The organism is Dietzia natronolimnaea (assembly GCF_002289575.1).
GTDB classification, from domain to species: Bacteria; Actinomycetota; Actinomycetes; order Mycobacteriales; family Mycobacteriaceae; genus Dietzia; species Dietzia natronolimnaea_A.
The window spans coordinates 97260-116103 of the sequence record NZ_NTGA01000011.1 but is presented as its reverse complement, the minus strand read 5'-3'; the positions used below and the strand labels follow the sequence as shown (position 1 = coordinate 116103).

21 protein-coding genes and 3 tRNA genes are annotated in these 18844 nt (G+C 70.6%); 17 read left to right on the top strand and 7 right to left on the bottom strand.

The genetic code is table 11. From position 1 onward, the window contains the following. Window positions 1–6: 6 nt before the first annotated feature. Window positions 7–729 carry a glycosyltransferase family 2 protein gene (locus CEY15_RS05730; protein ID WP_095717649.1) on the bottom strand — a complete coding sequence of 241 codons (723 nt, stop codon included), beginning with the start codon at window positions 727–729 and terminating at the stop codon, window positions 7–9. 129 nt (window positions 730–858) lie between these two features. On the opposite strand from CEY15_RS05730, the gene CEY15_RS05725 reads away from it, so the two are divergent. Further along, window positions 859–931, top strand: a tRNA-Thr gene (locus tag CEY15_RS05725). Between the two features lie 42 nt (window positions 932–973). Further along, window positions 974–1047: transfer RNA gene (locus CEY15_RS05720), tRNA-Met, on the top strand. Window positions 1048–1115: 68 nt separating this feature from the next. Here the strand turns inward: CEY15_RS05720 and CEY15_RS05715 are convergent. Genes CEY15_RS05715 through CEY15_RS05705 form a run of 3 tightly spaced genes read right to left on the bottom strand, consistent with a single transcriptional unit; the run spans window position 1116 to window position 4290 of the window. Continuing rightward, window positions 1116–2660 carry a tripartite tricarboxylate transporter permease gene (locus CEY15_RS05715; protein WP_095717648.1) on the bottom strand — a complete coding sequence of 515 codons (1545 nt, stop codon included), beginning with the start codon at window positions 2658–2660 and terminating at the stop codon, window positions 1116–1118. Next, on the bottom strand, window positions 2648–3316 hold the full coding sequence (locus tag CEY15_RS05710) for a tripartite tricarboxylate transporter TctB family protein (protein WP_095717647.1): 669 nt from the start codon (window positions 3314–3316) through the stop codon (window positions 2648–2650). The genes CEY15_RS05715 and CEY15_RS05710 overlap by 13 nt, the downstream gene beginning before the upstream one ends. Then, on the bottom strand, window positions 3313–4290 hold the full coding sequence (locus CEY15_RS05705; RefSeq protein WP_095717646.1) for a Bug family tripartite tricarboxylate transporter substrate binding protein: 978 nt from the start codon (window positions 4288–4290) through the stop codon (window positions 3313–3315). Before CEY15_RS05705 ends, CEY15_RS05710 begins: the two co-directional genes overlap by 4 nt. A 128-nt stretch (window positions 4291–4418) precedes the next feature. Here CEY15_RS05705 and CEY15_RS05700 point away from each other — a divergent pair, with 128 nt between their 5' ends. Continuing rightward, on the top strand, window positions 4419–5669 hold the full coding sequence (locus tag CEY15_RS05700) for a sensor histidine kinase (protein ID WP_095717645.1): 1251 nt from the start codon (window positions 4419–4421) through the stop codon (window positions 5667–5669). Further along, entirely contained in the window at window positions 5666–6460 is a 795-nt protein-coding gene (locus CEY15_RS05695; RefSeq protein ID WP_095717644.1) for a response regulator, read from the top strand. Before CEY15_RS05700 ends, CEY15_RS05695 begins: the two co-directional genes overlap by 4 nt. A 7-nt stretch (window positions 6461–6467) precedes the next feature. Here the strand turns inward: CEY15_RS05695 and CEY15_RS05690 are convergent, their stop codons facing one another. Continuing rightward, window positions 6468–8105, bottom strand: coding sequence for an acetolactate synthase (locus tag CEY15_RS05690; protein WP_095717668.1), 1638 nt, complete (start codon window positions 8103–8105; stop codon window positions 6468–6470). Window positions 8106–8278: 173 nt separating this feature from the next. On the opposite strand from CEY15_RS05690, the gene hadA reads away from it, so the two are divergent. The 9 genes from hadA to CEY15_RS05645 all read left to right on the top strand — a co-directional run bounded on the left by hadA (window position 8279) and on the right by CEY15_RS05645 (window position 14415). Further along, entirely contained in the window at window positions 8279–8680 is a 402-nt protein-coding gene (gene hadA, locus CEY15_RS05685) for a (3R)-hydroxyacyl-ACP dehydratase subunit HadA (protein ID WP_095717643.1), read from the top strand. Further along, window positions 8677–9123 carry a MaoC/PaaZ C-terminal domain-containing protein gene (locus CEY15_RS05680; protein ID WP_095717642.1) on the top strand — a complete coding sequence of 149 codons (447 nt, stop codon included), beginning with the start codon at window positions 8677–8679 and terminating at the stop codon, window positions 9121–9123. Before hadA ends, CEY15_RS05680 begins: the two co-directional genes overlap by 4 nt. A 151-nt stretch (window positions 9124–9274) precedes the next feature. Next, window positions 9275–9347 (top strand) — tRNA-Trp (locus CEY15_RS05675). A gap of 37 nt (window positions 9348–9384) precedes the next feature. Continuing rightward, window positions 9385–9735 (top strand): preprotein translocase subunit SecE, encoded by a 351-nt coding sequence (gene secE / locus CEY15_RS05670; protein ID WP_017838120.1) that lies wholly within the window; start codon window positions 9385–9387, stop codon window positions 9733–9735. 64 nt (window positions 9736–9799) lie between these two features. Next, a complete protein-coding gene (gene nusG, locus CEY15_RS05665; RefSeq protein ID WP_017838121.1) occupies window positions 9800–10693 on the top strand; it encodes a transcription termination/antitermination protein NusG in 894 nt (297 codons plus the stop codon). Window positions 10694–10893: 200 nt separating this feature from the next. Beyond that, entirely contained in the window at window positions 10894–11328 is a 435-nt protein-coding gene (gene rplK, locus CEY15_RS05660; protein ID WP_095717641.1) for a 50S ribosomal protein L11, read from the top strand. Between the two features lie 91 nt (window positions 11329–11419). Next, on the top strand, window positions 11420–12148 hold the full coding sequence (gene rplA / locus CEY15_RS05655) for a 50S ribosomal protein L1 (RefSeq protein ID WP_095717640.1): 729 nt from the start codon (window positions 11420–11422) through the stop codon (window positions 12146–12148). Window positions 12149–12613: 465 nt separating this feature from the next. Next, the gene (locus CEY15_RS05650) at window positions 12614–13393 is read left to right on the top strand and encodes an MCE family protein (protein WP_007631787.1); all 780 of its coding nucleotides are present in this window, start codon (window positions 12614–12616) and stop codon (window positions 13391–13393) included. Continuing rightward, window positions 13390–14415: an MCE family protein gene (locus CEY15_RS05645; RefSeq protein WP_067716814.1), complete on the top strand. Its 1026-nt coding sequence runs from the start codon at window positions 13390–13392 to the stop codon at window positions 14413–14415. The genes CEY15_RS05650 and CEY15_RS05645 overlap by 4 nt, the downstream gene beginning before the upstream one ends. Here the strand turns inward: CEY15_RS05645 and CEY15_RS19060 are convergent. Next, complete coding sequence (locus tag CEY15_RS19060) at window positions 14386–14943, bottom strand: multicopper oxidase domain-containing protein (RefSeq protein WP_095717639.1); 558 nt, start codon at window positions 14941–14943, stop codon at window positions 14386–14388. The genes CEY15_RS05645 and CEY15_RS19060 overlap by 30 nt on opposite strands. 586 nt (window positions 14944–15529) lie before the next feature. Between CEY15_RS19060 and CEY15_RS05630 the strand changes: the two genes are divergently transcribed. Together CEY15_RS05630 and CEY15_RS05625 are read left to right on the top strand one after the other, a co-directional pair. Then, window positions 15530–15889: a hypothetical protein gene (locus tag CEY15_RS05630; protein ID WP_141244213.1), complete on the top strand. Its 360-nt coding sequence runs from the start codon at window positions 15530–15532 to the stop codon at window positions 15887–15889. A 39-nt stretch (window positions 15890–15928) separates the two neighbouring features. Next, window positions 15929–16519 carry a TetR/AcrR family transcriptional regulator gene (locus tag CEY15_RS05625; protein ID WP_007631800.1) on the top strand — a complete coding sequence of 197 codons (591 nt, stop codon included), beginning with the start codon at window positions 15929–15931 and terminating at the stop codon, window positions 16517–16519. A gap of 28 nt (window positions 16520–16547) precedes the next feature. Here the strand turns inward: CEY15_RS05625 and CEY15_RS05620 are convergent, their stop codons facing one another. Further along, on the bottom strand, window positions 16548–17534 hold the full coding sequence (locus tag CEY15_RS05620) for a diacylglycerol/lipid kinase family protein (protein WP_007631801.1): 987 nt from the start codon (window positions 17532–17534) through the stop codon (window positions 16548–16550). 345 nt (window positions 17535–17879) lie between these two features. On the opposite strand from CEY15_RS05620, the gene rplJ reads away from it, so the two are divergent. Next, the gene (rplJ, locus tag CEY15_RS05615; protein WP_007631803.1) at window positions 17880–18392 is read left to right on the top strand and encodes a 50S ribosomal protein L10; all 513 of its coding nucleotides are present in this window, start codon (window positions 17880–17882) and stop codon (window positions 18390–18392) included. Between the two features lie 56 nt (window positions 18393–18448). Continuing rightward, window positions 18449–18835 (top strand): 50S ribosomal protein L7/L12, encoded by a 387-nt coding sequence (gene rplL / locus CEY15_RS05610; RefSeq protein WP_007631805.1) that lies wholly within the window; start codon window positions 18449–18451, stop codon window positions 18833–18835. Window positions 18836–18844: the final 9 nt, after the last annotated feature.

Here is an 18844-nt window from a genome sequence, read left to right as displayed (position 1 = left end):
GCCCGTTCAGCGCCGGAGGCGCTGCATCCAGCGCTCGGAGGGCGGCGAGGTGCGCCAGTTGCGGGCGATCGTCCGGAACGCACGGGAGAAGCGCCGCCGCATCGCGGCGGGATCGTCGAACGGACGCGCGGAGATACCCACGGTCAGCGAGCGGTCCACCCGCAGCCGGTCGTCGGCGCCGAACTGGAACGACAGGTCGATGTCGTCGTGCAGTTCCGGGTCCGACCGGTCGACTCCGTCGCGGACGCGCTCCCAGGCCGTGCGCCGCATCGCCAGATTGGACCCGAACAACACAGGGTGGGCCATCGCGGCGCCGACGGAGAAGAAGTAGGCGTCCATGTAGAGCAGCTGCGCGGCGCGGGCCCGCCACCCGCTCAGTCCGATGAACTCGCCGGGGCCCGAGAGCGCCACGAGACCCGGGTCCTCGGCGAACGCGCTCTCGATGCGCTGCATCCAGTCCGGGCCCGGGCGGGAGTCCGCGTCCAGGCGGGCGATCACGTCGCCCGAGGCCCGGTCGTAGCCGGCGGCGGCGGCCGAGGGGATGCCCCGGACCGGCTCGGTCACCACTCGCGCGCCGGCCTCGCGGGCGACGTCCGCACTCGTGTCGGAGCATCCGTTGTCCACCACGACGATCTCGTCCGGCGGCCTCGTCTGGCCGTGCAGGGCCGCGAGGCACCCGGCGAGCTCGTGGGCGTCATCGAGGACGGGGACGACCACGGAGAGGCGCATGCCCCACATCCTGCCAGCGGGGCGTCGACCCCGCTCCACCGGGCGATTTGTGCCCCGTTCGAGCCTGTGTGTAATCTGCTAGAGGCTTTCACCCCGAGCCGCGAAGAGCTTCGCGACCCAGGGTGGCCGGCCCCCTTAGCTCAGTCGGTAGAGCGTTTCCATGGTAAGGAAAAGGTCGACGGTTCGATTCCGTCAGGGGGCTCGCACTGTGCGGGGCGGCCCGATCGCCCGACTGGCAGCGCATGCCGGTGTAGCTCAGCTGGTTAGAGCGCACGACTCATAATCGTGAGGTCGGGGGATCGAGTCCCCCCACCGGTACCGATCGACACACACGAAGGCCGCCCACGGGTCGTGGGCGGCCTTCGTCGTTCATCCGGAGTAGCTCCTTATTGCGCAGCGGCCTCCACCTGCGCCGCGGCCTCCTGGCGGCGGCGGCGACGGTGCCGGGCGTGCTGGATGATGCTCGCCGCCACGGCCAGCGCCAGCAGGCCGTAGAGCACGAGGGTGATGTTCGAGGAGACCAGGATCGACATATCGCCCTCGGACTGTGCCAGCGACCGGCGCAGCTCGAGCTCCGCGAGCGGGCCGAGGATCGCGGCGATCAGGACCGGGGCCAGCGGGATCGAGAACCGGCGCATGACGAATCCCAGGATGCCGATCGCGATCACCATCCACAGGTCCAGTGTCGAGGAGGAGATCGCGTAGGTGCCGAGCATCGCGATCACCGTCACGCCGGCGTACAGGTAGTGGCGGGGGATCAACAGCAGCTTGGCCCACACGGCCGCGAACGGCAGGTTGATGACCAGCAGGATGATCAGTCCGACGAACAGGCTGGCGAGCAGCGGCCAGACCAGCGCGGCACTCGTCTCGAAGAGCATGGGGCCGGGCTGCATCCCGTACTGCTGGAACGCGGCCAGCATCATGGCGGCCGTCGCCGAGGTCGGCAGGCCCAGGACGAGCAGCGCGCCCATCGCGCTGCCGGCGGTGGCGTTGCCCGCGGCCTCGGGCGCGGCGACGCCCTGGAGCGCGCCGCGGGTGCCGAAGTCGGGATCGTGGCGCCGCGCGGCCAGGGCCTTCTCGGTGCCGTAGGCCAGGAACGTCGGCACCTCGGACCCGCCGACCGGGATCGTGCCGAAGGGCAGACCGAACGCCGTGCCCCGGAGGAAGGCGGGCACGACCTTGCGCATCTCCTTGCGGGTCGGGAACGGGGAGCCCTCGGTGGTCACCGGCCCGCCGACGTTCGCCTCGCGGCGGATCCGCGACGCCTGGTGCAGGACCTCGCCGAGGGCCAGCAGGCCGACGGTGATCACGATGATCGAGATGCCCTCGAACAGTGACGGGGTGTCCAGCGTGAACCGCTGGGTGCCGGTCATGGAGTCGGTGCCGACCAGGGCGAGCGCGAGCCCCAGCCCGAGTGCGGCGAGTCCCCTCACGACGGACTCGGCGACGACGGCCGAGATGGCGACGAAGGCGAACACCGCGAGGGCGAAGTACTCGGGAGAGGAGAACGCCCGGGCGAGGACGATCAGGTAGGGGGAGAACATCACGACGCAGGCGCACGCGATCATGCCGCCGGTGAAGGCGCCGATCGCCGAGATCCCCAGAGCCTTGGCCGCCCGGCCGCTCATGGCCATCCGGTGCCCTTCGAACGTCGTGGCTATGGCCGACGAGTTACCCGGTGTGTTGAGCAGGATCCCGGAGGTCGAGTCGCCGAACAGTCCGCCGAAGTAGATGCTGGCGAACATGATGAAGGCGCCGGTCGGGTCGAGTGTGAAGGTGACCGGCAGGAGCAGGGCGACCGCCATCGCGGAGCCGAGTCCCGGAAGGACGCCGACCGCGGTGCCGAGGAGGGCACCGATCAGCAGGAGGGTGAGGTTCATCGGGGTGAGCACCCCGGCCATGCCGTCACCCAGCAGGCTCAGTTGCTCCATGGCACGACTCCTTCCAGGATCCCGGCGGGTAGTCCCAGGCCGAGCCCGGCCGAGAACGCGATCTGGATGACGGAGGCGAAGATCACCGAGACGGCGATGTCGAAGACCGGGCGCCTGCTCCCCAGTGCGCGGCTGACGATCCAGAACAGCACGCTGGCGGTGACCAACCAGCCGACGGGCTGGAGAAGGATCGCGAACCCGACGAGGCCGGCGATCACGATCCCGGTCGTGCGGTAGTCGACGGGCACGTACTCCGAGTCGCCGCCGGCCGCGGGCGCCGTGGTGGCGGGGGAGTCCGCGTGGTCGTCGATCGCGGCCAGGTCCTCGAGCATGTCGGTGGACAGCTGCCCCATGGTCGAGGTGGCCGCGGTGTGGCGGGGGGTGCGGATGACGCTGATCGCCAGCAGTCCTCCGGTGAGGATCAGGAAGCCCGCCACCAGGCCGGGGAAGAACCGCGGCCCGGGTGCTCCCACCCCCTCGGGGACGTCCATGGTGATGGTCTGCACGATCATGAACGCGGCGATCGCGAGGACGCCCGCGGCGAACCCGAGCTCGGTCCGCTGACGCCACCAGCGGCGACGGTCGGTGGGCGGGGCGGCCGGGGCCGACGGGGCCGTCGTTCCCCCCGCGCTCGCCTGGTCGGTTACGAGTGTCATTGTCCCAACTCCCTGATGATGTCTTCGGTCGTGGCGATCTCCGCGTCGAGGAACCGGGCGAACTCGTCACCTGCCATGAACTCGTCGGTCCAGTTGTTGCGCTCGAGGGTGTCGCGCCATTCCCCGGTCTCGCGCATCTCCGCGATGATCGCGATGAGCTCGTCCCTGACCTCGTCAGGGATGCCCGGTGGGGCGACGAGCCCGCGCCAGTTCGACATGGACACGTCCACTCCTTGTTCGATGAAGGTCGGGGTGGACAGCTCCCCGACCGGGGTCGCCGACGAGACCCCGAGCGCGCGGAGCTCGCCCGCCTCGATCTGGGCGTCGAAGTCGTTGGCGCCGGAGATGGCCCCCACCGCGGAGCCGCTGATCATCGACCTCACGACCTCGCCGCCCCCGGAGTAGGCGATGTAGTTGATCTGGGCCGGGTCGATCCCGGCGGCCTCGGCGAGCATGCCCGTGAGCAGATGGTCGATGCTCCCGAGTGAACCGCCCGCGATCGCCATCCCCGGATGCTCCCGCCACGCCGCCAGGAATTCCTCGAGCGTCTGATACGGGGAGTTCGCGGGGACCACCAGCACGTTGTAGTCGTCGGCCAGACGGGCGATCGGCGTCGTGTCCTCGAGCGTGGCGTCGGAATCCTGCAGGATCACCCCGCCCACCATCACGCCGCCGGTGACCAGCAGGGAATCGGTACGCCCGGCGAGCTGGACGAACTGGGTCAGCCCGATGGTGCCGGCCGCGCCCGGGACGTTGCGGACCCGCACCGCGTTGACGATCCCGTTGGTCATGAGGGCCTGCTGGGCTTCTCTGCCGAACGTGTCCCATCCGCCGCCGGGGGCGGCCGGTGCGATGATGGCCAGTTGGGTCCGGGGGTTGTCACCGCCTCCGGAGCGGCTGGCGTCGGTCGCCGCGGCCGTGGTGAGCCCGACAGCGAGTACCGCGGTCAGGATGCGGGCAAGGGGGTGTCGCATCAACGGTCCTTCCAGATGTCCGGCGGCGTGAGTGCCACCGGGGTATGGGCTGAGCATGGATCGGCGACGTGTGATGTGGGGCACAACTAGTCTTTGTGCTCATTGATGCTCACGAGGAGAGGAGCGGGGTGGCGCGATACTCGGAGTGGCTGCTCGAGCGGCGGTTCCGCCTCGTCGTGGTGGTGGTGATCCAGTTCGCGGTGGTGGTGACCTGCGTGGGACTGACGGCCTATGCCGCCGCCCGGGTCCAGGAGCGGCAGGTTCGCGAGGCCATGACCGAGCGGGTCCTCGCGGTCGCGCGCAGCCTCGCGGAGCTCGACCAGGTGCGGGACGCCATCGGGAGCGGGGACGCGGAGCAGGAGCTGCAACCGCTGACCGAGCTGATCCAGCAGGCGTCCGGGGTCGACTACGTGGTGATCAGCGACGCGCGAGGGATCCGGATCACCCACCCTGTGCCCGCGGAACGCGGCCGGCCGGTCTCGACCGACCCGTCGGACGTGCTGGCGGGGGCCACCTTCGTCGGCACCGAGGAGGGGACCCTCGGTCCGACACTGCGCGCCAAGGTCCCGGTGTACCGCGGCGGGCTCGTCGTGGGTGCGGCATCGGTGGGGGTCCTGGAGTCGGAGATCGCCGCCGACCTGCGGTCCAGTCTCACGGCGATGGCACCCTGGGTGCTGCTGGCGATGGTGGTCGGGCTGACCGGGGCCGCCGGCGTCTCCGCGGCGATCGGCGCCCGGGTCCGCAGGCTGGAGGCGGAGAACGCCGAACTGGGAGAGCAGCGACGGCTGTCCAGGGCGCTCCGCGAGCAGACCCATGAGTTCCGGACCCGGATCCACGCGGTGTACGGGCTCGTCGAGAGCGGTGAGTCCGACGCGGCGCTCGAGTATCTGGCGGAGCTCGCCCCGGTCACCGGCGCGGATACCCGCGACGGGGGTGTCGAGGACCCGCGCCTGCGCGCGGTGCTGGGGGAGATGGCCGCGGAGTACCGGTCGCGGGGAGGCCGGCTGGAGATCGACCCCCTGACCTCGACGAGTGCAGGTGAGCTCGGGGCGGACGACGTCTCGCTGATCGCGAATCTGGTGATCAACGCCGTCGAGGCGGCGGGTCCCGGGGGCCACGTCCACGTTCTGGTGCTGGCCGACGAGGTGGGCACCGAGGTCGCCGTGGGTGACGACGGGCCGGGGTTGGACCCGGAGGCGCTGCCGATGATGATGGAGCACGGGTACTCCACCAAGGCCCCGGGTGGGGAGCATGCGACGCGCGGCGTCGGCCTGGCGGTGGTCTGGCAGATCGTGCGGGATCGTGACGGTGAGATCGAGGTGGGCAGATCCCCGGCCGGCGGGGCGCTGGTGACCGTGCGGCTGCGGAGGAGACGATGACGGGCGAGGGACAGGGCAGCCGCGCCATCCGCACCCTGATCGTCGACGACGATCCCGTGGCGCGGCGCCTGCACAGTCGCTACGTGGAGGGCGTCGCGGGCTTCAGCGTGGCCGCCGCGGTGGCCGACGGGCAGGCGGCGGTGGGGTGGGTGGCCGGTGGCGGGATCGACCTGGTGCTGCTCGACATCGGACTCCCGGGGTTCAGCGGTATCGAGGTGCTGCACCGGATCAGGACGATCTCCCGCCGCCCGATCAGTGTGATCGTGGTGAGTTCTCTCCGGGACCGCGTCACCGTGCGGCAGGCGCTGTCCGGGCAGGTCGCCGGATACCTGGTCAAGCCGTTCACCAGGGCGGCGATGGTGGATCGCCTGGAGCGGTTCCGCTCCGAATTCGGCGCCGGACCACCCGCGGAGCTCGACTCGTTCGGCCAGGGGGAGATCGACGCCCTGCTGCGGAGGGGGGCGGGGAGGGGGCCCACGGCGCCCGCCGGTTCGGCCTCGGCGCCCGCCGGTTCGGGTACGGCGCCCGCCGGGCCGGCCCCCGCGTCGGGCAACCGCGCCCCGGAGCGGCTCCCCAAGGGTTTGTCCGAGCCGACGCTGAACGCGGTCCTGGCCGCACTGGACGACGGCGCCGGACACTCGGCCGCCGAGGTCGCGCGCGCGAGTGGCGCCTCCCGCGCGACTGTGCGCCGCTATCTCGATCATCTGCACCGCAACGGCGCCGTCGACGTCTCGCACCGGTACGGGGGCCGAGGCCGGCCGGAGTTGCTCTACCGGATCGTCGTGTCCTGACGGGCGCTCACACCCCGAACGTCGACCTGGGATACCCGGCCTCTACGTCTGTGACGACGTTGACCAGGTACGGCACCCCGCTGGCGAACGCGCGGTCGAGAGCCGGGCCGATCTGCGCGGGATCGGTGACCATCTCTCCCGCCCCACCGAGTGCTCTGACCACCTCGTCGTACCGGGTGCGGGGCGCGAGGTCGGCGATCACGTCGTAGCCGTACAGCATCTGCATCGGCCCCTTCTCCAACCCCCACGCGCCGTTGTTGCCCATCACCATCACCACGGGCAGGTGGTGACGGACCAGGGTGTCCACGTCGACAAGAGAGAATCCGGCGGCACCGTCGCCGAGCAGCAGGACCACCTGGCTGGACGGCCGGGCGATCCGGGCGGCGATCGCGGCGCCCAGGCCGCCGAACGGCCCCGGGTCCAGCCAGTTCCCGGGTCGGGCGGGTTCGATGAACTTGCCGGCGAAGGAGACGAAGTCGCCGCCGTCGCCGATCACGACGGCGTCCTCGGCCAGTCGCGGTAGCAGCTCTCCGTAGATTCGCGCGGGGTGGATCGGATCGGCGCTCGCACCGAACAGCTCGAGGTCGGCGGCGTGGGTGGCGTCGGCCTTCTCGCGCAACGACCGTGCCCACGCGCTCCAGTCCGGCCTGGTCGACCGACGCTGCACCGCCTCGGTCAGCGCGTCCAGCACCTCCCCCAGGTCGCCGGCGGTGGCGACGGCGGGGTCCGCGTGTCGACTGAGCTGGCCCTCGGAGTCGGCGACGTGCACGACCGTCGCGGGCTCCGCCCCGTCCTTCCCGCCGAACACCCCGTACCCCAGGCGGAAGTCCAGTGGGGTCCCCACCACCACGACGAGGTCGGCGTTCCCGAACGCCATCCCCCGCGCCTTGGACACCAGGAGCGGATGCCCCGCGGGGATGATCCCCCGGCCCATGCCGTTGGGGATCGCGGGCAGTCCGAGAGTGTCCACGTAGCGCAGCGCGGCGTGCTCGGCGCCGTCCGCCCAGACGTCGGAGCCCACCACGAGGACGGGCCGCTGCGCGCCCACCAGCAGTTCGGCGATCCGGTCGACCGCATCGGTGTCGGGGCAGCGATCCGGGGTGGGCCCGGAACCCGGCCCCGGTCGCACGGATTCGCACCGGTCGAAGAAGTGGTCCATGTGCACGTCGAGGAACGCCGGCCCACGATGGGCGGAGCGGGCGGCCGTGAAGGCGCGGTGGGTGGCGCCCGCGATGTCGGCGGTGTCGCGGGCCGTCTCTGCGGACACCGTCACCGGCCGCACCAGTGGGACGTGGTCGAACTCCTGGAGGCTGCCGGTTCCCCAGCGGCCCGCGGGTGCGCGACCGCCCAGCACCACCATGGGGGCGCCGGAGAACGACGCCTGGGAGATCGCGCTGATCCCGTTGGTGACGCCCGGGCCGGCGGTGAGCACCGCCAGGCCGGGGGAGCGGGTGAGCTTGCCGGTGGCCTCGGCGGCGAACGCCGCGGTCTGCTCGTGCCGGACGTCGAGCAACGAGATCCCGTGATCCTCCTTCTCCGCCGCGTCGTACATGGGGAAGACGTGCGCTCCGGAGAGCGTGAACATCGTCCGCACGCCGTGGACCGCGGCGACGGCGGTGGCGTGGGAGCCGCCGTGGCCCGCCACCGGGCCGGGTCCCTCGGGGCCTCCACCCGCGACGCCGTGGTCGTCTCGATCGTGTGCTGCCTGCTCGTTCTGGCTCACGGGCGCTCTCCCTGGTCGACTATCCCCACCGTAGGAGCCCTACCCCCGCCGCATCGGCGGTTTGGCGCGGACGGGCTGGGGTAGCGTCGGCCGGTGTGAGCACAGACAACGCGGACGACCACGTCGTCGTCGTCACCGGCGACCCCGTCACCGTCACCTCCGAGGTGGTGGCGCGGTTCGCCGAATCCGTCGGCGCGCCCTCCGGTCAGGCCCCGGCCACCCTGGCCGCCGCCCTCACGGCGCCGGTCCAGCGCGCGGTGATGGAGCACCCGGACCTGCGGATCGACCTGTCCCGCACCCTGCACACCGCCCAGTCGTCCCTACACCACCGGCCCATCGTCGTCGGTGACGTCCTCACCGCGACCGCGACGGTCACCGGCGTCCGGTCCGCGCGCGGCGGGCGCATGATCGGGTTCGACACGGTGCTCCGCGACCCGTCCGGCACCGCTGTCCAGACCCTGTCCAGTGCCCTGCTCACCGCGGAGGTCGAAGGATGACGACAGGCGATCCGACGACGGGCGATCCGATGACGACGAGGCGACCGGAGCCGGGCGAGCCGATCGGCGCCCGCAGCCTGGAGATCACGCGCGAGGACCTCCGCCGGTACGCGGACGCGTCGGGTGACCACAACCCCATCCACCTGGACGACGACGCCGCCCGCGCGCTCGGGCTGCCCGGAGTGGTCGCGCACGGGATGCTCACCTCGGCACTGGCGATCGGGGTCGTGGCCGAGTGGGCCGGGGGAGCGGACCGGGTGGTGGCCACCTCCATCCGGTTCGCCGGTCCGGTGGTGGTGCCCGCCGACGCCCCGGCCGTGCTGGTGGTGGACGGTGCGGTGAAGAAGATCTCAGGCGACGGCTCCACGGCAGATGTCGGACTCGCCGTGACCTGCGGCGGGTCCAAGGTGTTCGGCAAGGCGATCGTCACCGTCGCGATTTAGGGCCACTGCCGGGGCTGTCGTACACTTGCGACGCCCGACCGCCCGCGGTCGCGGCCCACGCTGCCTCAGGCAGCCGCCGACACTGTAGAGTCGAGGCGTTCGTGCGGTCCGCGGTTCGCGAGACGGCACGGGTGGCCGGGAGACCGGCCGAAGGGGCGTAGCTCAATTGGCAGAGCAGCGGTCTCCAAAACCGCAGGTTGCAGGTTCAAGTCCTGTCGCCCCTGCCCTTCCCGCCAGCCACAGTCGACCCGGAGGTACCGCGTGAGTCAGGATCGCGACGACGACACCAGCGGCGCGCGCGGTTCCGACGGCGCGGCCGTCCCCACCGGTGCCCCTGTTCCGACCGGCAAAGCCGGCCGGGGCGACACCACCGTCGCCAGTCGTGTCCGCACCGATGCGGACACCGCGGAGGACACGCGGAACAGCCGCGCCAACCCGTTCCAGTACATCGGGCAGGTCGTCGAGGAACTGCGTAAGGTCATCTGGCCGACGCGCAACCAGATGGTCACCTACACCATCGTGGTGTTCCTGTTCCTGATCTTCATGACCGCGCTGGTCTCCGGCGTCGACTTCGGCGCGGGCAAGCTCGTCGAGCTCGTCTTCGACCGCTGACACCCGCCGCTGGAGGTCCGGGGCGAGAACCGGACCGCCGAACTTCGAGAGGACCGCATTTTCCGTGAGCGACATCGAGCAGAGCCCCGAGTCCGAGGACGTCGAGCAGAGCCCGGCCGCCGCCGAGCAGGCCGAGACCGAGGCGGACGCGGTGCTCGGTGACACGTCGGCGGATCCCTCCGACGCGGCGGTCCCGCCGACCGCAGAGGCCGTGGCGGATGCGATCGACGCTGTCGCGGGCGCCGACGAGTCAGAGGCTGCCGACGAGGCCGAGGCGTCCGACGAGTCAGAGGCGACCGACGCGACCGAGGCCTCCGCCGAGGAGGCTGCGCCCGCGATCGACCCGGTCATCGCCTTCAAGCGTCAGCTCCGCAAGCTCCCGGGCGACTGGTTCGTCATCCACTCGTACGCGGGGTACGAGAACAAGGTCAAGGCCAACCTGGAGACGCGTGCGGTCACCCTCGGGGCCGAGGACAAGATCTATCAGGTCGAGGTCCCGATCGAGGAGTACACCGAGGTCAAGAACGGCCAGAAGAAGGTCGCCAACCGTAAGGTCCTTCCCGGTTACGTGCTGGTCCGCATGGACCTGGACGACGAGTCGTGGGGCGTCGTCCGTAACACCCCGGGTGTCACCGGATTCGTCAGTGCGACCGGGGGCGCGGCCGGTGCGCCCACCCCGCTCTCGCTGAGCGACGTGGCCAAGTTCCTGGCCCCCAAGCCGGAGAAGAAGGCCGCCGCCCCCGGCGGAGAGGCCGAGGGTGGACTGGTCCCGCAGGCCGTCGAGGTGGAGTTCACGGTCGGCGAGTCGGTCACCGTCATGGACGGCCCGTTCGCCACTCTGCCCGCCAGCATCTCGGAGGTCGATCCGACCTCGCAGAAGCTCAAGGTGCTCGTCTCCATCTTCGGTCGCGAGACGCCGGTCGAACTGGGATTCTCGCAGGTCGAGAAGATCGACTGACGCACCCGGTCACCCGGACGCCCCCGCCCCGTGCACACCGCGCGTGGCGGGTCGCGTCGTTTCGACCGCGATTAGGGATCAACCCGATCCCGCGCGTAGAATCGGCAAGGTTGCGCGTACGCGCACACGACAGTCGGCCCCCCACGTGTACAGCGTGGAGCCGAGATCCAGTCGAAGAACCAGGAAGACTGAGGAAGACGATGCCTCCGAAGAAGAAGAAGGTCTCAGGGCTGATCAAGCTCCAGATCAACGCCGGCGCAGCCAATCCGGCACCGCCGGTCGGCCCGGCTCTGGGTGCCCATGGTGTCAACATCATGGAGTTCTGCAAGGCCTACAACGCCGCCACCGAGAACCAGCGCGGGAACGTCGTGCCGGTCGAGATCACGGTCTACGAGGACCGGTCGTTCGACTTCAAGCTCAAGACGCCGCCGGCCGCCAAGCTCCTGCTCAAGGCCGCGGGCCTGCAGAAGGGGTCGGGCACGCCGCACTCCGCCAAGGTCGGCAAGGTCTCCATGGACCAGGTCCGCGAGATCGCCCAGACCAAGATGGAAGACCTCAACGCCAACGACGTCGACCAGGCCGCGAAGATCATCGCCGGCACCGCCCGCTCCATGGGCATCACGGTCGAGGCCTGACCTCCACCACCACACATCACCGTGGGAGGGCAGCTCAGGCCCGCACCACACCCGACCGTCGCGGTAACGATGCGACAGGAATGGAAATCTCATGAGCAAGAACAGCAAGGCCTACAAGGCCGCAGCTGAGAAGGTCGACCGCACCAAGCTGTACTCGCCTCTGGATGCCCTGGCCCTGGCCAAGGACACCTCCTCGACGAAGATGGATGCCACCGTCGAGGTCGCCATGCGACTTGGCGTCGACTCCCGCAAGGCGGACCAGATGGTCCGTGGCACCGTGAACCTTCCGCACGGTACCGGTAAGACCGCCCGCGTCATCGTCTTCGCCGCGGGCGAGAAGGCCACCGAGGCCGAGGCCGCCGGTGCTGACGTCGTTGGCTCCGACGACCTCATCGAGCGGATCCAGGGCGGCTGGCTCGACTTCGACGCGGCGATCGCCACCCCGGACCAGATGGCCAAGGTCGGCCGTGTGGCCCGCGTGCTCGGTCCGCGTGGCCTCATGCCCAACCCCAAGACGGGCACCGTCACGATGGACGTGACCAAGGCCGTGGGCGACATCAAGGGCGGCAAGATCACCTTCCGCACCGACAAGGCCAACAACCTGCACTTCATCGTGGGCAAGGCCTCCTTCTCCACGGAGCAGCTCACGGAGAACTACCAGGCCGCGGTCGACGAGGTCATGCGCCTCAAGCCGTCCTCCTCCAAGGGCCGCTACATGCAGAAGGTCACCATCTCCACGACGACCGGCCCCGGCATCCCGGTCGATCCGTCGGCGATCTCCAAGCTCCTCGAGGCGGGTTCCGACTCCGAAGCGAGCTGATCTGCTCGGCTGAGACGCCACCAGCTCGGCTGAAGGCCCCGCGACCGGTTATCCGGACGCGGGGCCTTCCCGCATTTCCCGGCATGCCGTGAGCGGCCGGCCGCCGGCCGACCGGTCCGCAGCCGCTCCTCCCGATGGCGTCTCGCGTGCCGGCATGCCCGCCCCCCACGCAGCCGCTCCTCGCGATGGCGTCTCGCCGTCGCTTCGGGGCGTGCGAGACGCCATGTTCGGGCGCGGCTGTGGGGGAGATGGGGCTGCGGCGAGGGCGAGACGCCATCGCAACGAGCGGCCCCGGGCTCGGATTCCCTCGCGTTCGCACGCGCGGTACGGCAGCCCGGAGCACACAGTGACCTAGCTCACCCGCATGGCAATGCCCTCGGGTATGGTTGGGTCACGCGGTCGCCGTCGGCACGCCCGCCCCGCTACCGGAGGGGGCCACGATCGGGGTCGACCGGATTACCCGCGGTGGCCGCCGCGGACGAGGTGCTCGACGATCGCGGTGACGACGTCCGCGACACGGTCCGTCAGCTCAGCGCGGCGCTGCAGACCGTCTCCGACGGCCGCGACGACATCTTCGCCACCGTCCGCAACCTCGAGGCCTTCACCGCCGCGATGGAGGGTTCCGGCGAGCAGATCACCACCTTCAACGAGGTGATGGCGGCGGTGACCGTCTCGGTGTCGCGCGGCCGGGGGGAGATCGGCCCGGCGCTCACCGAGCTCGACCTGGCAGTCGACGAGGTCCGCGACTTCGTCCGCGACAACCGGCAGGTGGGCATCGAGACCGTCCGGACGACCACCGACCTGCTGACGGTGCTGGCCGAGCAGCGCGACGACATCGCCCAGATCCTGCACGTCGCACCCACCGCGCTGTCGAACCTGCAGGGGATCTACCAGCCGTCGCAGAACGCGGTGATCTCGTCCCTCGCGCTGACCGACTTCGCGAACCCGATGCAGTTCATCTGCTCCGACCTGGCCGCTGCAGAGGAGACCGACGTGCACACCGCCTCCGAGGAGTGCGTGCGACTGCTCGGCCCCACGCTCACCGCGCTGGCGGTGGACTACCCGCCCGTGGCGATCAATCCCAGCCGCGGCGTCGGGGCGCTGCCGCACCAGCTCGACTACACCCACGACCACCTGCGGCCGGCTCCCGCCCTCGCGACCCCTGCCGACGCGTCCCCGACCCCCGCCGGCCCGGCGGACGGTCGCGTCGGCGTGACCGACCTGCTCACCGAGGGCGTCCGGTGACCGGGCGGCGCGCCGTGGGCGCGGCGCTGCTGGTCGTGTCGACGACGACGATGAGCGGTTGCGACTGGAAGGGGCCCAACAGTCTCCCGCTGCCCGGGACGGCCGGGGGCGGGCCGGACGGCTACTCGGTGACGGTGCAGCTCGCCGACGTCACCACCCTGGACCGCAATGCCCGTGTCCGGGTCGGCGACGTGACGGTGGGCCGCATCGCCGACATCCGCCTCGGCCCGGGGTTCGCCGAGGTGACGGTCGACCCCGACGGGGAGGTCCGCCTGCCGCGCAACGCCACGGCCCGGGTGGGGCAGAGCAGTCTCCTCGGTGCGTCCCACCTCGAGCTGTCGGCACCTCCGGGCGAACCCGCCGAGGGCACGCTGTCCGACGGCGACCTCGTCCCGGTGGAACGCAGCGGCGGGTACCCCACCACGGAGCAGACGCTGGCCACGCTCGCGGCGGCCCTCGGCGGCAGCGGCCTGGCCCAGGCGGCGGAGGTCTTCGGGGAACTCGACGTCGCGATGACCGGCCGCACCGACGAGGTCCGGGCGGTGGCGGGACGCCTCAGCGAGTTGCTCACCGGGCTCGAGGCGCAGAAGGAGGACATCGTGGTGGCGTTGGAGTCACTGGAGAGGCTCTCGACCGAACTCGCGATCCGCAGCGACGAGGTGGAGGGCGGGGTCGCCGACCTCGGGCCCGCACTCCAGGTCCTCGCGCAGCGGCGGCAGCGGCTCGTCGAGGCCACCCGCGCGGTGGACACCGTCACCGCGACCGCGGGCCGTGTCGTCGAGGCCTCCGGCGGTGACCTCCGTGCCGGTCTGGAGTCCCTCGACCCCGTCCTGCAGGGACTGGCGGATTCGGGGGCTCGCTCACCGAGTCACTGCGCTACCTGGCCACCTTCCCGTTCCCGCTGGACACCTACCGCAACGCGGTGCGCGGGGACTACGCCAACGGCACGGTCATCCTCGACCTTCGGCTGCCGGTCCTGGACACCGCGCTGCTCATCGGCACACCGTTCGAGGGGTCGCTAGCGTTGCTCGACACCATCCTGGGCGTACCCGCCCCACCCCGTTGACCAGTCCGACGTCGCCCACCGCCCCGCCTTCCCAATGGCCTTCCGGGACGATCGGGGTGGAGCGCATGGACGCCGCGCCGTCGGGGCGGACGATCTTCTCCTGCAGGACTAGCGGGATCTCGAACTCGCCGGCGGGCAGTCCCAACGGATTGTCGGGACGTCCGGTGTCGAACCGGTCGCGTGGGAGGTAGCCGCCCGCGAGACCGCCGTAGACGTTGAGGCGGGTGATGGCCATGGCGTGGTCGTGGTGCCAGAGCCCGGCCGCCTCCTGCCGGTTGTCGAAGTGGTGGAGGTGGCCCTGCCCGGGGAAGGACGACTGCTCCGTGTGGCCATCGCTGGCGGGCTCGGTGACCCCGCCGTGCAGGTGTAGCGACGTGGGTACCCGGGTACGCACCGACTCCGACAGTCCGTGCAGGCTCGTGTCGATGTCCGCGGCGTGTGGGTGGACTGAGATCTCATTGCGGTAGGTCAGCGTCGTCCGCACTCCGGCGTGCGATCACCGGACCCAGGTAACTGGCCGCGCCGTAACCCAAGGTCATCGTCGCGGGGAGGTCGCGGTGGAACCGGTGGGGTGCCCGTCCGCGCGGACAGTTCCAGGGACTCTCCGGGCAGGACGTCCGGACGCGGGAGTTCGTCCACGTAGGGCTCGAGGACGGGGGAGTGGAACAACAGCGGGCTCGGACCAAGCGATCCCGGGCCGACCTGTGCGCGGGTGGCGGACGCGCCGACGAGTCCCATGCCCGCCACACCGGCCACCGTGCCGAGGAGTCTTCGCATCGTCACCACGGGCCCGCGAGCGCCGCCACCGAACCCGACCATGAGAGCTCCCGCTGCTATGACACGAGTCACAGTACCCTACGGTGTGGTTCGGAGGTGGGGATCACCGAGTGACCGGGGGAGAGATGGCCCGACGGGACATGAGCCGACTCCCGAGGGTGAGAGCCGTGGGCGTGGCACTGCTTCGCGTGGGGTCACGGGGGTTGGGTATCCGCGAGTGCCGAAGCGGATGCAGGCGCGGCCGTGCCCGTCCCCGGGATCGCCACCGCGCCGTCGCAGGTGCCTTGGCGGTGGTGGCCAAGGGGGTCGGCGACGTCGAGAACCCCAGCCGCGGGCTGAGGACCCACGACACGATCCTCGCGTGGGAACCCGCCTGGATGGACCCGATCTGCGAGGGGTTTCGGGAGGCCGTACGTGGCTCGGACCTGCTCGTCCGGCTCCACGCGGACGGCCTCCGGGCGCGCGGGGTGGTCTACACCGACATCGTCTCGACGGTCGACCTGCTCGTGCACCCACCGCTGGAACAGTCCCCGCCCGGCACAGAGGTGCGGGTCGTCCGGCCGTTCGCGGGCAGCCGGCCCGTGTGGCACGGCGAACCCGGGCGCGACCCGGACTCGCGCGCTCTGGTCATGGAGGCCCTCGGTCCGATGTAGGGTGACGACGATGACGACACGACACGGTGCCGCGGGCCGATGACCCGGGGGTCGACATGGTCCGCCCGGCCGAGCGGTCCGCGCACGGGGCGCCTCTCGGCGGAGGACTGGGCCCGCGCCGGGCTGGACCTGCTCATGACCGAGGGCAGGTCCGCGGTCAAGATCAGCAGACTCTGCGCCGACTTCGGCGTCACGAAGGGCAGCTTCTACTGGCATTTCGCCGACTTCGACGCGCTCATGGCCGCCATCGCCAGGCTCTACTTCTCGCAGGAGATGGACGCCGCCCGTGGTCTGGTCACCATGGAGGAGATGCCACCCGACGCACGGCTGGAGACCATGAGCGCGATGCTCGTGGAATCCCGCGCCTGGGAGGGGGAGGCCGCGATCCGCGAATGGGCCAGGGCGGACGAGACCGTCGCCGAGGCGGTTGCCGAACTGGACCAACGCATCCTGCGGGTGGTCCACGACGCGTTCGTCGAACTCGGGTTCTCCGAACGGGGGGCGAGGATCCGCGCCGGCGTCTTGGTGTACGCCGGCATCGGGTTCGTCTACGGGCGCTCAGCGCTGCCCGTGCCCACCGTGGAGGAGATCCACGACGTGCTGGCGCTGCTGGTGAAGCCCGAGACCTGACCTCCGGGGCCAGGTCGGGGAGCGCGGGTCAGACCGCCACCCGGACCGTGAGCCCCCTCCGCTTGATCCGCGCCGAGAACTCGGTCACGGTGCCGCAGTCCTCGCCGTCGATCTGGAACGCGGCCGGTTTCTCCAACACGCGGGCGGTGATCCCCACGCCTTGGCGGAAATCCAGTGGCCGGGTCCGATGCTCTTCTTTCCCGCTCTCCTGGGTGGAGTTCCTCCGCAGTATCGGCTTGAGCCGGTGCTGGAACGTGTGATGGGCCAGCACCGCACCCGCCTGCGCCCACCCGAGAGGGCCCTTGGCGCGCAGAGCGAGAACGTCCAGGAGTCCGTCGTCGATGACGGCGTCGGGCAACAGCACCATCCCCGCCTGCAGCATCCCGCAGTTGGCCACCAGGAGGGTGCGCGCGCGGGTCTGGATCGGCGATCCGTCGTCGAGGGCGTACTCGACCCGGATCCGGTGGCCGCGCAACAGCGTGTTGGCGAACGCGCCGACGTACGCGAGCCAGCCCACCCGTGCCTTCAGTTTGTCGTCGGTGCCCGCGATCATGTCGGCGTCCATCCCGGCGCCGAGCATCACGAGGAACACGTCATCGTGGGACACGCCGTCGCCGTCGGTGTAGTGGACCTCGCCGAGGTCGATCGCGCGGCTCCGACCGCTCATGGCGACACGCAACGCACGGTCGACATCGTCCAACGGGACGCCGAGGTTGCGGGCGAGCAGGTTCCCGGTTCCCAGGGGGACGACTCCCATCGGCACCGAGGTGCCGAGCAGGCCCTGCGCCACCGACCGTACGGTGCCGTCGCCGCCGCACGCGATCACCAGTCCGACACCGTCGGCGGCCGCCCGTGCCGCCTGACCGGTGCCCGGGTCCTCCTCGGTGGTCTCGTAGAAGACGGGATCCGTCCACCCGTGCCTGGACGCCCGCTCCTCGGCGAGGCGGCGGACCTCGTCGATTCCGACCTTGGTGGGGTTGTAGACGACGGCGAGGCGAGACGGGGCTGGGGACACCGCACCAATGTGTCAGAAAGCCGACCGGCCCGCCATTCGTCGCCCCCGGGCGGATTTGGTATGCGACGGCGGCCGCCTATATCCTTGGGTCCGAAGTTTGAACGCCTGGGAGCTCTGCTCTCGGGCACCTGATCAAGTTTCACCGAAGACCGCAGGTCGCCGCTCCCGCCGGGGGTGGTCGAAGGGTCCGGGAGCGCCCGGACGGCCCGCGCAGGAGAACACCGGTCAGCGTCGGATGTGCCGTGGGTCCCCAGGGGCCCGTGCCAGCTCCTCCACGCCCCGTGCCACCTGCGCACGGGGCGTTCGTGTTTTCTCGGGCGAGATGATGCAGAAAGGAGGCGAAACATGGCAAAGCCCGCAAAGGTCCAGGCCGTCGAGGAGATCAAGCAGCACTTCCAGAACTCCACGACCGCCGTGGTCACCGAGTACCGCGGACTCTCCGTCCCGCAGGTCACCGAACTGCGCAAGACGCTGGGTGACGCGGCCACGTACACCGTGGCCAAGAACACCCTGGTCAAGCGTGCGGCTGAGGAAGCCGGAGTCGAGGGTCTCGATGACCTCCTGTCCGGTCCCACCGCCATCGCGTTCGTCACCGGTGAGGTCGTGGACGCCGCCAAGGCGCTCAAGAACTTCGCCAAGGACAACAAGGCGCTCGTCATCAAGGGCGGTGTCATGGACGGCTCACCGCTGTCCGCCACCGAACTCGACAAGATCGCCGATCTCGAGTCCCGCGAGGTCCTGCTCGCGAAGATGGCCGGTGCCCTCAAGGGTAACCAGACCAAGGCCGCCGGCCTGTTCAACGCGCCCGCTTCGCAGCTGGCACGTCTGTTCGCGGCGCTCGAGGACAAGAAAAACTAACCCCACATGCTTCCGGGCCGTCTGACGGCACCGGGACCAACAGAAAGGACGCCACCATGGCGAAGCTCAGCAACGACGAGCTGCTCGAGGCCTTCAAGGAGATGACTCTTCTGGAGCTCTCCGAGTTCGTGAAGCTGTTCGAAGACACCTTCGAGGTCACCGCGGCCGCTCCGGTCGCCGTCGCGGCTGCCGGCGCCCCGGCTGCCGGTGGCGAGGCCGCCGCCGAGCAGGACGAGTTCGACGTCGTCCTCGAGTCGGCCGGCGACAAGAAGATCGGCGTCATCAAGGTCGTGCGCGAGCTCGTGTCGGGCCTGGGCCTCAAGGAGGCCAAGGATCTCGTCGAGTCCGCCCCCAAGGCGATCGTCGAGAAGGTCGACAAGGAGGCCGCCGAGGCCGCCAAGACCAAGCTCGAGGAGGCCGGCGCGACGGTCACCCTCAAGTGATCTGACGCA

What these genes read in the sequence shown, in the direction of transcription:
- rplL (WP_007631805.1), top strand. Translation starts at nt 18,449, where the DNA reads ATGGCGAAGCTCAGCAACGACGAGCTGCTCGAGGCCTTCAAGGAGATG.
- rplK (WP_095717641.1), top strand. Translation starts at nt 10,894, where the DNA reads ATGCCTCCGAAGAAGAAGAAGGTCTCAGGGCTGATCAAGCTCCAGATC.
- CEY15_RS05695 (WP_095717644.1), top strand. Translation starts at nt 5,666, where the DNA reads ATGACGGGCGAGGGACAGGGCAGCCGCGCCATCCGCACCCTGATCGTC.
- CEY15_RS05730 (WP_095717649.1), bottom strand. Translation starts at nt 729, where the DNA reads ATGCGCCTCTCCGTGGTCGTCCCCGTCCTCGATGACGCCCACGAGCTC.
- CEY15_RS05705 (WP_095717646.1), bottom strand. Translation starts at nt 4,290, where the DNA reads ATGCGACACCCCCTTGCCCGCATCCTGACCGCGGTACTCGCTGTCGGG.
- rplA (WP_095717640.1), top strand. Translation starts at nt 11,420, where the DNA reads ATGAGCAAGAACAGCAAGGCCTACAAGGCCGCAGCTGAGAAGGTCGAC.
- CEY15_RS05680 (WP_095717642.1), top strand. Translation starts at nt 8,677, where the DNA reads ATGACGACAGGCGATCCGACGACGGGCGATCCGATGACGACGAGGCGA.
- CEY15_RS05625 (WP_007631800.1), top strand. Translation starts at nt 15,929, where the DNA reads ATGACCCGGGGGTCGACATGGTCCGCCCGGCCGAGCGGTCCGCGCACG.
- CEY15_RS05715 (WP_095717648.1), bottom strand. Translation starts at nt 2,660, where the DNA reads ATGGAGCAACTGAGCCTGCTGGGTGACGGCATGGCCGGGGTGCTCACC.
- rplJ (WP_007631803.1), top strand. Translation starts at nt 17,880, where the DNA reads ATGGCAAAGCCCGCAAAGGTCCAGGCCGTCGAGGAGATCAAGCAGCAC.
- CEY15_RS05710 (WP_095717647.1), bottom strand. Translation starts at nt 3,316, where the DNA reads ATGACACTCGTAACCGACCAGGCGAGCGCGGGGGGAACGACGGCCCCG.